Raw genomic sequence first — 13,679 nt, 5'->3', positions numbered from 1 at the left:
GAAATGGTATTTTTAAAGAATATTGAAGCAAAAGGATTTAAATCTTTTGCTGAAAAAACACGAATTGAATTCAATAAAGGACTCACAGCAGTTGTTGGTCCAAATGGTAGTGGTAAAAGTAATATTATCGATGCCATTCGTTTTGTCTTAGGAGAAACATCTGCACGTTCAATACGTGGCTCTAAGATGGAAGATGTAATCTTCAACGGTACAGTTAAACGAAGCGCGGAAAACAGTGCAACAGTGACATTATCTTTAGATAACTCAGATGGTGTATTACCAGTCAATGAAGACACTGTAAAAGTGACACGTATTCTCTATAGAAGTGGTGAGAGTGAGTACTACCTAAACGGTGGACGTGTGCGACTTAAAGAAATTACTGAATTATTCATGGATCAGGGCATAGGTAAAAGCGCATATAATATCATCTCTCAAGGTGAAGTAGATGATATTTTAAGCGCAAAGCCTGAAGACCGTCGTGCAGTCATTGAAGAAGCAGCAGGTGTTGTCAAATACAAGCACAGAAAAAGGGAGTCGGAGCGTAAGTTAGAAGATACTAAACAAAACTTAGACCGAGTGCACGATATCATTTCAGAGCTTGAAAGTCGTAATACACAACTTGAAATGGAAAGTAAAGTAGCAGAAGAATATCTTGCTCTTATGGAAGAGATGAAATCGAGCGATATAGAAGTCTCAGTATATGATATTGAGACTTTCTTAGAAGAAGAAAACACGCTTAATACGAAATATAAAAGCAGTGAGAGATTATTAGAAGAGCGCAAGAATCATGTTTCACTTCTAGACGTTGAAATTGAGAACTTGCGTGACTCACGTGAAGCAGTCGCTCAAAAAGAACGTAACCATAATGAAAAAATCGTTGAACTAACGCGTGATCTTGAAATAGTAAATGGTAAGATGGCACTCTTTGAAGAACGTAAAACATCACGCGGCCAGCTTTCGATGGATCTTCAAATGGAGAAAGAAAAGGTAGAATCTCGTGTATGTGAAGAAAAAGGACTTTTATCTGAAAAAACTAATTTTGTTGAAACGCTTTTATTTGAAGAGAAATCTTTAAAAACAGAAATCCAATCGATTCGTAAAAATATCGAACGATTAACAAGTCAAGATGACGTTTCTATTGAAGACTTAAAAGATCGGTACTATGCATTGATGGTTGAAAAGACAAATCTAGAAAATAAAGAGGCGCAACAAAACGAATCAAAAAATCGCATGGATGCTTCAGAAAACGATAAGAGAGAAAGAAAAGAAGCGTTATATTTAGAACTTAAGGAACTGAATAAAAATATTGAAATCCTTTTAGAAAAAGAAGTGACTTCAAGTCGTGCGTTAAACGAAGCGCGTGATAAATACCGCGAACTTAAATCTGAATATAATGAGAAAAATAGTGAGTATGACAGACTAAGTGAAAGCTATCAAAAAGCGGAGAGCTTAATTAAACAAGAATCATCAAGACTCGATGTCTTAATCAACATGCAAGAGAACTTTCAAGGATATTATCCTGGAGTGCGTACAGTGCTTAAGAATAAAAATAAGCTTAACGGAATTGTTGGAGCTGTAGGTGAATTAATTGATGTTGAAGAAAAATATGTCACGGCACTGGACACGGCTCTTGGTGCAGGTAGCCAAAATATTGTTGTAAAGACCGATCAAGATGCGAAACATGCGATTCAATTTCTCAAACGTGAACGACACGGATTCGCAACATTTTTACCGCTTTCTACAATTGTGGAAAGACACTTGCCACACGATGTATTAGATACTTTACGTAAAACTACAGTTAATCACAAAATACTTTCGAAAATCGTTAATGTTGATAAAAAACTGATGAGACTTGTGAACCATCTAATCAACACGACAATTGTTGTAGATACATTAGACGAAGGGGTTAAACTTGCGAATGAAATATCTTACAGAGCAAGAATCGTGACATTGGAAGGAGATACGATAACTCCAGGCGGTGCAATGAGTGGTGGATCGAAAACTCGACAAAACTCAGTCCTTAAGATGAAGCAAGACGTTGTAGATGGTAAAGAACGACTCGTATCTTATAAAAAAAGCACAAAAGATCTCTCATCTAAATTAGAAGAAATCAAAGAAACAATTGCAGATCTAATAGTTGAACTAAAAAGACAAGAAGCACGCGGGGTAGAAACAAGTGAAGAGAATGAAGAAATTAACCGTGAACTTGAACGTTTAAGATATTCATACTCACTTAAAAATGAGACATATGAATCACTCGTTTCTGAACTTGATTCTTTAGATAGTTCTAGTGATTTCGAAGACTACGCAATTCTAATCAAAGAAAAAGAACTAGAAATTACTGAGTTAAGTAACGAGATTGCATTGTTATCTGATAAGACCTTAAATCAAGAAGAGCGTCTCTTAAGAGAGAAAGAGGAACTGCATTTGAAGCGTCGCGACTTATCAAAACTAGAAACGACAATTAACTATGAGAAAGAACGACTCATTTCTATTGAATCAACAATCGATGAGTTCGAGTCAGAAATTAATTCTTTAAACGAACGCATTAAAATGACAGAAAATGAAAATATAGAGCTCGATATCAGTGCGCTAATTGAAGATAAAGAAAGACTGTCTAAAGGGCTAAATGAACTCTCACAAGTAACAGAGTCTTTAGCAACGGAACTTACAGAACTTAGTGAGTCATATAAAGAAAGCATCGTATTAAGACAGAGTCATCTGGCAGATATCGAAAATCTTCAAATTGAACTCAGAGAAATTCATGGCAAAAGAGAAAAAATTTCTACACATCTCAGTCAAAAAATTGATTATCTCAGTGAGATGTACGCACTCACATTCGAACGCGCAAAAGCGCTGTATAACAATTTTGAAGATATCGAAGAAAAGAGACAGCGGATTTCATTAAACAAGCGAAGCATCGAAGAACTAGGTAACGTAAACCTAGGTGCAATCGATGAATATAAACGCGTTCATGAACGTTATATATATCTTAAAGAGCAAGAGGACGATTTGCTTGAAGCGAGACGCACATTGCTATCCGTCATTGATGAAATGGACAAAGAAGTAACTGAACGCTTTAAAGAAACATTTAATTCAGTCAGCAAACAATTTACAGAAGTATTTAAAGAAATGTTTGGTGGTGGTCATGCAGAGCTAAGACTCCTCGATGATGACGATTATCTTAATTCCGGCCTCGAAATAATCGCGCAACCGCCTGGTAAGAAGCTTACTCAGATGTCACTGATGAGCGGGGGAGAACGTGCGTTAACAGCAATCAGCTTGCTCTTTAGTGTACTGAAAGTGAAAGGCAGTCCATTTATTATCTTAGATGAAGTAGAAGCAGCGCTTGATGAATCCAATGTGATTCGCTATGCAGACTATCTACGTGGACTATCGAGAGACACACAATTCATTGTTATCACACACAGGAAAGGTACAATGGAAAAGAGTGATCGACTCTTCGGAGTTACTATGCAAGAACGGGGTATTTCTGAGTTAATCAGCGTAGACCTTAAGAATTATTTAGAACCTAATGAAGGAGAAATTAACAATGAGTCTGTTTAATCGTTTAAAGAAAAAATTTTCCGGAAAACATACTGATGAAGAAATAGAGAATAAAGAGAGCGATGAGCTCATAGATGAGTTGGATGATGGTCTGATTTCCCTAGAAGAGTTTGAAGAGTGGGAACAAGAACAAATTGGTTATAAATTCCGCATGGGACTTGAAAAATCACGAGAAAGATTCCAAGCTCAAATTAATCAATTAATGGCGACGCATCGTACAGTCGATGAAGATTTCTTTGAAGCACTTGAAGAAGTATTAATTAGTGCGGATGTTGGTTTCAATACTGTTATGGAATTAACAGACGAATTACGTGATTACGCAAAATTAAAAAACATCACCGAAACAGTAGATTTAAAAGAAGTAATCGTTGAAAAGATGATTGAAATTTATGAAAGAAATAATCACATCAGTGAAGAGATGAACATGCAAGATGACCTTACTGTAATTCTTGTAGTTGGTGTGAACGGAGTAGGTAAAACAACTTCAATAGGTAAAATTGCGCACCGCTACGTTAAAGAAGGCAAGAGCGTAATGTTAGCAGCAGGAGACACGTTCCGTGCAGGAGCAATCAACCAACTACAAGTATGGGGAGACCGTGTTGGCGCAGATGTAATTAAACAATCTGAAGGGTCAGATCCAGCAGCAGTTGTATTTGATGCAGTGAATGCTGCGAAGCGTCGTGGAACAGATGTCTTAATCTGTGATACTGCGGGACGCCTACAAAATAAAGGCAACCTCATGAAAGAGTTAGAAAAAATTAAAAACGTCATCAAGAAGGTAGACGAGAATGCGCCACACGAAGTATTACTTGTGTTAGACGCAACTACTGGTCAAAATGCGCTTAGCCAAGCCAAAGCATTCAACGAAGTTACTGAGATTACAGGAATTGTTCTAACGAAACTTGACGGCACTGCTAAGGGTGGAATTGTACTTGCCATCAAGAATGAACTTGGAATTCCAGTTAAATTTGTTGGACTTGGTGAAAAAATCGATGACCTAGAAGTATTTAGTGCAGAAAACTATGTATACGGACTCTTCTCAGACATGATCGATGAAACGAGTGAAGAGAATGACGAATGATTTAGAACGCACAATGAGAATGAACTATCTCTATGATTTTTACCATAGTCTTCTGACAGAAAAACAACAGATATATGTAGAGATGTATTATTTAGAGGATTTACAACTCTCAGAAATCGCTGAAAACCTAGATGTAACTAGACAAGCAGTGTACGACAATTTAAAGCGTACTTCGGAACTCTTAGAACACTATGAGAAAAACCTTTCGATGTATAAAAACTATCAACATCGTGTACAATTGTTAGAGACGCTAAAACAAAAACTTGGGAACGTACCAACAGACATAAAAGAAATACTTTTAGAACTTGAAGATTTAGATTAGGAGGCAACACTATGGCTTTTGAAGGATTAGGTGGACGATTACAAGGCATCATGGACCGCATCAAGGGTAAAGGTAAGGTTACAGAACAAGACATCAAAGAGATGATGCGTGAAGTGCGCCTTGCTTTGCTTGAAGCTGATGTAAACTTTAAAGTAGTACGCCAGTTCATTAAAGATGTATCTGAGCGTGCGAATGGTGTAGACGTAATGAAGAGTCTAACACCGGGACAGCAAGTCATTAAAATTGTTCAAGAAGAACTTACGAACTTAATGGGTGGAGAAAACTCGAAGATTAACATGAGTCAAAAACCACCAACAGTGATTATGATGGTTGGTTTACAAGGTGCAGGTAAAACAACGACCGCAGGTAAACTCGCGTTACTTTTACGTAAATCTCACAATAAAAAACCAATGTTAATCGCAGGCGATATCTATCGTCCAGCAGCAATCGATCAGCTGGAAACAATCGGTAAACAACTCGATATCCCCGTATATTCTATGGGAGATAAAGAAAAGGTAGAAACAATTGTTGAAAACGGTTTGAAATATGCCCGTGAAAATCATTTAGACACAGTGATCATTGATACAGCAGGTCGACTGCACATCGATGAAGACCTTATGAACGAATTAAAGAACGTTAAAGAAATCGCGAAACCAAACGAAATCATGCTCGTTGTAGATTCTATGACGGGGCAAGATGCAGTGAACGTTGCTGAAAGTTTTAATGACCTGTTAGATATCACAGGTGTGACACTGACGAAATTAGACGGTGACACACGTGGCGGTGCAGCACTTTCAATTCGTTCTGTAACAGAAAAACCAATTAAATTTATCGGGGTTTCTGAAAAAATGGATGGCCTAGAACCATTCCACCCAGAACGTATGGCAAGCCGTATATTAGGTATGGGTGATATTTTATCTATTATTGAAAAGGCGCAGATGAATGTTGACTTAGAGGATCAAGCTGAGCTTGAACAAAAACTTAAAGAAAACACATTTACTCTAGATGATTTCCTTGCACAAATGGATCAGGTGAAGACTTTAGGTCCACTTGACGAGCTCATCAAGATGATGCCAGGAGCAAATAAAATCAAAGGTCTTGATAAAGTTAAGATGAGCGGTAAAGAGATTGATCACGTTCAAGCTATCATTCGTTCTATGACTATGGAAGAACGTGAAAAACCAGAGAAACTTAACATTTCAAGAAAGCGTAGAATCGCCGCAGGTAGCGGACGTTCACTTCAAGAAGTGAACCGTCTACTGAAGCAATTCAATGAGATGAAGAAAATGATGAAGCAATTTACAAACGGTAAAGGAAAGAAGAAAAATCCATTCAGCGGTATGGGACTACCATTTTAAAAATAAATTGAACTTGTAAAGGGAAAGGCCTTTACAAGTTCTTTTTCATCTGGTATAGTTATTAAAGTAAAATTGAATATTAGAGAGGAGTTCATATAAATGGCAACAAAAATTAGATTAACTCGTATGGGTTCTAAAAGAAATCCTTTCTACCGTATCGTAGTTGCAGATTCACGCAGCCCAAGAGATGGTAGAATTATCGAGCAAATTGGTTCATATGATCCAGTTACTAAAAACGAAGAGAACGTTGTTTTAAACGAAGAAAAAGCGCTCGAGTGGTTAAAAAATGGTGCTAAACCATCTGACACTGTACGTAACATCTTCAGTAAACAAGGTCTTATGGAGAAATTCCATAACGAAAAATTCGGTAAATAATTATGAAAAAACTACTACAAACAATTCTTGAACCGATGCTAGAGCATCCGGAGAGTTTGACTCTTTCGGTGGAAGAGACGCCAAGTAAAGTGGTCTATCATATCGATGCACATGAAAGTGATATCGGTAGAATTATTGGCAGACGAGGACGTATGATCAAAGCAGTGCGTACAATTATGTCTAGCTCAAATAATGATCACAAAAAAAGAGTGTTTGTCGATGTAGACTAAAAACACATCACTTTGTGATGTGTTTTTTTATTGAGGTGAACGAGGATGAAAATTGTTATTGGAGATTTAGTTAATTTCCATGGAATTAGAGGCGAAGTAAAAGTCTTGAGTGATTCAGACTTTGCAGAAATTCGCTTTAAACCCGGTAGTGTAGTAGAAATAGATAACATTGAATATACGATTAGCGGGTACAGAAAACATAAAGGTTTCCACTTACTGACTTTTGAAGGTATTATAAATATCAATGAGGTAGAACACTTAAAAGGAAAGCCGATATATGGTGAGGTTACTGAAGAGAATGAACTTGATGAAGATGAATATCATTACAAAGATATCATCGGACTTGAGGCACGGTTACTTGAAACTGGAGAGGTTCTTGGTAAGGTAACAAGCATCGTTGAGACTGGAGCAAAAGATGTTTTCGTGATCAAAGGTAAACAAGAGATTATGATTCCGTTTGTAGAAGAATTCATACCAATAGTTGATTTAGAAAAAGGATTCATTCAAATCACTCCAATTGAAGGGATGATAGAATGAATATCCATTACTTAACACTATTTCCAGAGATGTACGATGGTGTATTAAATCAGTCTATCTTGAAGCGAGCGAGAGAAAAAGGTATCGTGAACTATCATACGGTAAACTTTAGAGACTATGCAGAGAATAAGCATAATCAAGTTGACGATTATCCTTACGGTGGTGGTGCAGGTATGGTTTTAAAACCAGAGCCTGTATACAACGCGATGGATGAAATCAATACTAAAAATGCACGCGTGTTACTCATGTGCCCGTCAGGTCGTCCATTTGATCAGAAATTTGCAGAAGAGTTGTCGAAAGAGGAGACGATAGTGTTTATCAATGGGCACTATGAAGGATATGACGAGCGTATTCGAAATATTGCAACAGATGAAGTGTCAATTGGAGACTACGTACTGACAGGTGGAGAGCTTGCATCAATGACGATGACAGATGCTATTGTGCGATTGATACCAGGTGTGATAGAGGAAGAAAGTCATTTGGATGATAGTTTTTCCACAGGATTATTAGAATATCCACATTACACGCGCCCGAGAGAATATCGCGGTATGAAAGTGCCGGACGTACTCTTGAGTGGTAACCATAAGTTAATCGAAGAGTGGAGACAAGAAGAATCATATAAGAAGACGCGCGAGCGCCGTCCAGATTTACTCGAAAATTTTAACGAAAAGAATGAAAAATAAGTTGAATTAGAAAGTACGTTGTGCTATTATTATACGAGTGCACATGCATATATATCACAATAATCCGCTGCATGAATTATGCAAGATAATTGGAAGAAGAGGAGAATTATTATGTCACAACAATTATTAAATGACATTACAAAAGACCAGTTACGTTCTGATATTCCAGAATTCAAAGCTGGTGACTCAGTTAAAGTTCACGTACGTATCGTTGAAGGATCACGTGAAAGAATTCAGATGTTCGAAGGTGTTGTAATTAAACGCCGTGGCGGAGGCATTTCTGAAACATTTACAGTAAGAAAGATTTCTTACGGTGTTGGTGTTGAACGTACATTCCCTGTACACACTCCAAAAATCGAAAAAATTGAAGTAACACGTCGCGGACGCGTACGTCGTGCTAAACTTTACTACCTACGTAAATTACGTGGTAAAGCAGCGCGTATTAGAGAAGTTCGCTAATTTGAAAAAAACTCAAGACTCAAGTCTTGAGTTTTTTGTGTTTTATGGCGAGTGTAGGATGTGCTGATTAGTGATTTTTATCTTGAGAAACGTAAATTAGAAATACGATAATGTTATAAGTGTACAAAATAATTCTAATTTCTAGATAACTAGGCAAATTCGTATGCGCTTTTTCTAATACCTTTAAGGTATGGTAAAATAAGATATTGATATTAGAGGTGAGATTATGACGATTAATTGGTTTCCAGGGCATATGGCCAAGGCACGTCGTGAAATTGAGAACAATTTAAAAAAAGTAGATGTGGTCATCGAGATTACGGATGCTAGAATTCCATATTCGAGTAAGAATCCGATGATGGACAAGATTGTAAAAAGCAAACCGAGAATTGTTGTCTTAAACAAAATGGATTTAGCAGATCCAAAAGAGACGAATAGATGGGTCGCAAAATTGAAAACGCGTGGTGTTTACCCGATTCCCTTGAACTCTCGCGAAACAAATATTTTAAAGAAAATTGAGCCAATCGTTCGTGAAGCGACTCAAGAAATATTTGACAGAATGATTGCACGTGGTATAAAACCGCGTCCGATTCGAGCGATGATCGTTGGTATTCCTAACGTCGGTAAATCGACATTTATCAACAGTATGGTACGCAGAAAGTCTGCAAAAACGGGCAATACGCCTGGTGTGACTAAGACTCAGCAATGGATTAAAGCGGGTAATATTATCGAACTTCTTGATACACCTGGTGTTCTTTGGCCAAAGTTTGAAGATCAGACTGTCGGCCTTAAACTTTCACTAACAGGTGCCATCAAAGACACGGTTGTTCCTCTAGACGAAGTAGCAATTTATGGCATGAACTACTTAATTAAAGAAGATAAAAACACGTTCGATGCTTTTTATAAAATCAGTAACTACGACGAGTCTGATGTGTTATCTATTTATGACGCAATTGGAATGAGTCGTGGTATGAAGTTACCTGGAAACGAAATCGATTATGAAGCTGTAACAAACCGCATTATCCATGACATTCGTAATGGGACAATCGGTAGATATACTTTTGATAAGGTAGAGATTTTAGATGAAAATTAGTGAAGTGAAAGACTTTTTAGAAACAATAAATTCAATAGATGAATATAATATGCTATCACTACACTTTGACGAGCGTATTGGTGTTCAAAAGCTTCTTAAACAAAAATTAAACTCATTACAAAAAGAAGCCGATTTAATCAACAAGTACAACGAAATGAACAAATACGAAGATTGCATTGATGCTAACTATATTGCGGGGATTGACGAAGTCGGTCGTGGACCTCTTGCAGGTGAAGTTGTCGCAGCAGCAGTAATTTTAAACGATAAAATCATAGGACTCAACGATTCAAAAAAACTCAGTGAGAAAAAGCGCAACGCGTTGTACCAAATCATCATCGACACATGCAATTACGGAATAGGTATAGCAACAGTCGATGAAATAGACTCCGTAAATATCTACGAAGCGACTAAGCTTGCTATGAAACGCGCAGTTCTAGCACTCAAATTAAAACCAGACCACCTGCTTGTTGACGCAATGAAATTAGATATCGGTATCCCAGAAACTAAAGTCATCAAAGGAGACAGCGTCTCAAACTCAATCGCCGCAGCTTCCATTGTTGCAAAAGTACATAGAGATAAACTCATGAAAGACTACAGTGAGATGTATCCAGGATATGATTTTGTCAATAATAAAGGCTATGGTACAAAAGAGCACCTAAAAGGTATTGAACAATACGGAGTAACTGAAATTCACAGAAAAACATTTCAACCCATCAAGGATATGTTACTCAAAACATAAGTATAAATTTTTACTTATGATGAACGAAACCCTTTTTCTATCATTAATCTAAGAAAATTAGGGGGCGTTTGGTTTACTTTATAGTCAGTCTTTTTTATAATTAGGAATGAAAGCATTATCATACAACCTTTAGGAGGCAAACCATGAATATTCATGAGTATCAAGGGAAACAAATTTTCCGCGATGCTGGTGTCAACGTGCCAAACGGTCAAGTAGCATTAACACCAGACGAAGCGGTAGAAGTAGCAAAAACATTAAATAGTGAGGTTTATGTAGTTAAAGCTCAAATACACGCAGGTGGCCGTGGTAAAGCAGGCGGAGTTAAAATTGCTAAAAACTACGATGAAGTGCGTGCATTTGCAGAAGAACTTTTAGGTTCTACACTCATTACTCACCAAAATGGTCCAGATGGAACAGAAGTACGTCGTCTTCTAATCGAAGAAGGTTGCGATATAAAAGATGAATACTATATCAGCTTTGTTGTAGACAGAGCTACAAATAGAGTAGTACTTATGGGATCTGAAGAAGGTGGAATGGATATTGAAGAAGTGGCTGAAAAGACACCTGAAAAAATCTTCAAAGAAGTAGTAGACCCAGCAACTGGCTTACTACCATTCCAAGCAAGACGTCTTGCATTTAACATCAACATTCCAACAGAACTCATTAATAAAGCAGCAAAATTATTACTATCGTTATATGATGTATTTGTTGAAAAAGATTGCTCAATCGTTGAAATTAACCCATTAGTTACAACTGGCGACGGAGACGTAATGGCACTTGACGCAAAACTTAACTTTGACGAAAACGCGTTATACCGTCAAAAAGAAGTTCTTGAATTACGTGATTTCGACGAAGAAGATCCAAAAGAAATTGAAGCATCTAAATTCGATCTTTCATACATTGCATTAGATGGAAACATTGGTTGTATGGTAAATGGTGCCGGACTTGCTATGGCAACAATGGACACAATCAACCACTTTGGTGGAAAGCCTGCCAACTTCCTTGATGTAGGAGGCGGCGCTACTGCAGAGAAAGTAACTGAAGCATTTAAACTAATTTTAAGTGACGAGAACGTTGAAGGTATTTTCGTAAATATTTTCGGAGGAATCATGCGTTGTGATGTAATCGCTGAAGGTGTAGTTGAAGCAGTTCATAATGTTGGACTCGAAATTCCATTAGTAGTTCGTCTTGAAGGTACAAACGTGGACAAAGGTAAAGAAATTTTACGCGAATCAGGTCTCGCGATCACACCAGCAAGCACGATGGCTGAAGGTGCACAAAAAATCATTGCTTTATTAGATGAAAGCAAATAAGAAGGGGTTACAGAAACGATGGCTGTATTTGTAGACAAAGACACAAAAGTAATTGTACAAGGAATCACTGGTTCTACAGCATTATTCCACACTAAGCAAATGCTTGAGTATGGAACTAAAATTGTAGCAGGAGTTACACCTGGTAAGGGTGGCCAAGAGGTTGAAGGCGTTCCTGTATTCAACACTGTAGAGGAAGCGAAAGAAAAAACTGGAGCAACAGTATCAGTAGTATACGTTCCAGCACCATTCGCTGCAGATTCAATAATGGAAGCGGCTGATGCTGAACTTGACTTAGTCATCTGTATCACAGAGCATATTCCTGTACTTGACATGGTTAAGGTTGTTAAATATTTAGAAGATAAAAAGACACGACTAGTAGGACCAAACTGCCCAGGAATCATCACTGCTGATGAAACTAAAATAGGTATCATGCCTGGGTATATTCACAAAAAAGGTCACGTAGGTGTAGTAAGCCGTTCTGGAACACTTACTTACGAAGCGGTTCACCAATTAACTGAAGAAGGTATTGGTCAAACAACTGCTGTAGGTATCGGTGGAGATCCAGTTAACGGAACAGATTTCATTGATGTTTTAAAAGCATTCAACGAAGATCCAGAAACACTTGCTGTAGTTATGATTGGTGAAATTGGCGGTACAGCGGAAGAAGAAGCTGCTGAATGGATTAAAGCGAACATGACTAAACCTGTAGTAGGATTCATTGGTGGTCAAACAGCACCTCCAGGAAAACGTATGGGTCACGCTGGTGCAATCATTTCAGGTGGTAAAGGTACTGCTGCAGAAAAAATTAAAGCACTTAACGCTGCTGGAATTGAAACAGCAGAAACACCTTCTGTAATAGGTGAAACTCTTATTAACCGTATTAAGAAAGAAGACGGTTTATATGAAAAATGTTTAACTGTAAAATAATTGTAATAAATTGAATTAATTTCATGAAAAACACGTTAGAATAATATAAATCTAACGTGTTTTTAGTGTTTTCTTTTAATTTTTGTAGTCAACCTGTAAACACACTTGATGAATATCTTTCATATAATATAGTTGGAGGTATAATATGAAAGAATTAAAATATAGTTTTGCTCAAATCACAGCACGTGAATATAAAAATTTAAAACAACCAAACGAACACCTTTATAAAAAGATAATGTTTTCTAAAAACCTTAATACAGACAGAATATTAGAAACACTACAAAATGCAGGCGTGTCATTCATCACTATAAATGATCCTGAGTATCCATTACTCCTTAAAGAAACGTATGATCCCCCTTATATCATTTATTACAAAGGAGATATTTCACTTCTAAAAAAAACTAGCTTTGCAATCGTCGGAAGTCGTAAAGCAACGACTTATACAAAAGCCGCCTTAAATTATATTATCCCCCATCTTAAAGACTATGTAATTATATCTGGACTTGCTTATGGAGCAGATGAAATTGCCCACAAAATTTCAATCGCAAATAATATCCCAACTATCGGCGTACTTGGATTTGGACATAATACGCATTATCCAAAAACCACAGAACAGACTCGTAGTATTATAGAACAAAACTATTTAACAATTAGTGAATTTCCACCAGATTCAGAAATTGAACGATGGAAATTTGTGAGTCGTAATCGAATCATCGCAGGAATATCAGAAGGTACGCTTGTTACTGAAGCTGAAATTAAAAGTGGAAGCCTCATAACTTTAGAAATAGCAATGGATGAAAACAGACACGCATTTTGCCTTCCAGGTAATATGACATCTAGCTTAAGTATTGGAACAAATTTAAGAATTCAAGAAGGATGCATACCCGTTGTATTTCCGGAAGATATTACAACAATTTTAAATGAATCAAAAATAAATTGATACGAAAAGTTTGACAATATTCTTTTGTTCTGTGTATCATTTGTTGTTGAATACAGAA

14 protein-coding genes are annotated in these 13,679 nt (G+C 37.1%); all 14 read left to right on the top strand.

What is annotated here, in order from left to right:
* Positions 1-3: 3 nt before the first annotated feature.
* The 14 genes from smc to dprA all read left to right on the top strand — a co-directional run bounded on the left by smc (position 4) and on the right by dprA (position 13,621).
* Positions 4-3,567 carry a chromosome segregation protein SMC gene (gene smc, locus H9D55_RS06745; protein WP_186077977.1) on the top strand — a complete coding sequence of 1,188 codons (3,564 nt, stop codon included), beginning with the start codon at positions 4-6 and terminating at the stop codon, positions 3,565-3,567.
* Positions 3,554-4,648, top strand: coding sequence for a signal recognition particle-docking protein FtsY (gene ftsY / locus H9D55_RS06740; RefSeq protein ID WP_186077975.1), 1,095 nt, complete (start codon positions 3,554-3,556; stop codon positions 4,646-4,648). Before smc ends, ftsY begins: the two co-directional genes overlap by 14 nt.
* Positions 4,638-4,970: a putative DNA-binding protein gene (locus H9D55_RS06735; protein ID WP_186077973.1), complete on the top strand. Its 333-nt coding sequence runs from the start codon at positions 4,638-4,640 to the stop codon at positions 4,968-4,970. Before ftsY ends, H9D55_RS06735 begins: the two co-directional genes overlap by 11 nt.
* 11 nt (positions 4,971-4,981) lie before the next feature.
* Positions 4,982-6,328, top strand: coding sequence for a signal recognition particle protein (gene ffh, locus H9D55_RS06730; RefSeq protein WP_186077972.1), 1,347 nt, complete (start codon positions 4,982-4,984; stop codon positions 6,326-6,328).
* Positions 6,329-6,427: 99 nt separating this feature from the next.
* Positions 6,428-6,703: a 30S ribosomal protein S16 gene (gene rpsP / locus H9D55_RS06725; protein ID WP_186077970.1), complete on the top strand. Its 276-nt coding sequence runs from the start codon at positions 6,428-6,430 to the stop codon at positions 6,701-6,703.
* Between the two features lie 2 nt (positions 6,704-6,705).
* The gene (locus H9D55_RS06720; RefSeq protein WP_186077969.1) at positions 6,706-6,933 is read left to right on the top strand and encodes a KH domain-containing protein; all 228 of its coding nucleotides are present in this window, start codon (positions 6,706-6,708) and stop codon (positions 6,931-6,933) included.
* A 45-nt stretch (positions 6,934-6,978) separates the two neighbouring features.
* Positions 6,979-7,470 (top strand): ribosome maturation factor RimM, encoded by a 492-nt coding sequence (gene rimM / locus H9D55_RS06715; RefSeq protein ID WP_186077968.1) that lies wholly within the window; start codon positions 6,979-6,981, stop codon positions 7,468-7,470.
* Positions 7,467-8,153: a tRNA (guanosine(37)-N1)-methyltransferase TrmD gene (gene trmD / locus H9D55_RS06710; RefSeq protein ID WP_186077967.1), complete on the top strand. Its 687-nt coding sequence runs from the start codon at positions 7,467-7,469 to the stop codon at positions 8,151-8,153. Before rimM ends, trmD begins: the two co-directional genes overlap by 4 nt.
* Positions 8,154-8,264: 111 nt before the next feature.
* Positions 8,265-8,612, top strand: coding sequence for a 50S ribosomal protein L19 (gene rplS / locus H9D55_RS06705; protein WP_186077966.1), 348 nt, complete (start codon positions 8,265-8,267; stop codon positions 8,610-8,612).
* A 226-nt stretch (positions 8,613-8,838) separates the two neighbouring features.
* Positions 8,839-9,702, top strand: a complete 864-nt coding sequence (gene ylqF / locus H9D55_RS06700) for a ribosome biogenesis GTPase YlqF (protein WP_186077965.1) — start codon at positions 8,839-8,841, stop codon at positions 9,700-9,702.
* Positions 9,692-10,441: a ribonuclease HII gene (locus H9D55_RS06695; protein WP_186077964.1), complete on the top strand. Its 750-nt coding sequence runs from the start codon at positions 9,692-9,694 to the stop codon at positions 10,439-10,441. The genes ylqF and H9D55_RS06695 overlap by 11 nt, the downstream gene beginning before the upstream one ends.
* A 143-nt stretch (positions 10,442-10,584) precedes the next feature.
* Entirely contained in the window at positions 10,585-11,754 is a 1,170-nt protein-coding gene (gene sucC, locus H9D55_RS06690; RefSeq protein WP_186077963.1) for an ADP-forming succinate--CoA ligase subunit beta, read from the top strand.
* An 18-nt stretch (positions 11,755-11,772) separates the two neighbouring features.
* The gene (gene sucD, locus H9D55_RS06685) at positions 11,773-12,681 is read left to right on the top strand and encodes a succinate--CoA ligase subunit alpha (RefSeq protein WP_186077962.1); all 909 of its coding nucleotides are present in this window, start codon (positions 11,773-11,775) and stop codon (positions 12,679-12,681) included.
* Between the two features lie 145 nt (positions 12,682-12,826).
* The gene (dprA, locus tag H9D55_RS06680; protein WP_186077961.1) at positions 12,827-13,621 is read left to right on the top strand and encodes a DNA-processing protein DprA; all 795 of its coding nucleotides are present in this window, start codon (positions 12,827-12,829) and stop codon (positions 13,619-13,621) included.
* Positions 13,622-13,679 lie beyond the last annotated feature (58 nt).

It is taken from the genome of Phocicoccus pinnipedialis, assembly GCF_903994035.1.
Taxonomy (GTDB): Bacteria; Bacillota; Bacilli; order Staphylococcales; family Salinicoccaceae; genus Phocicoccus; species Phocicoccus pinnipedialis.
The sequence above is the reverse complement of the archived record's forward strand: the minus strand, read 5'-3'. Positions and strand labels throughout refer to the sequence as shown.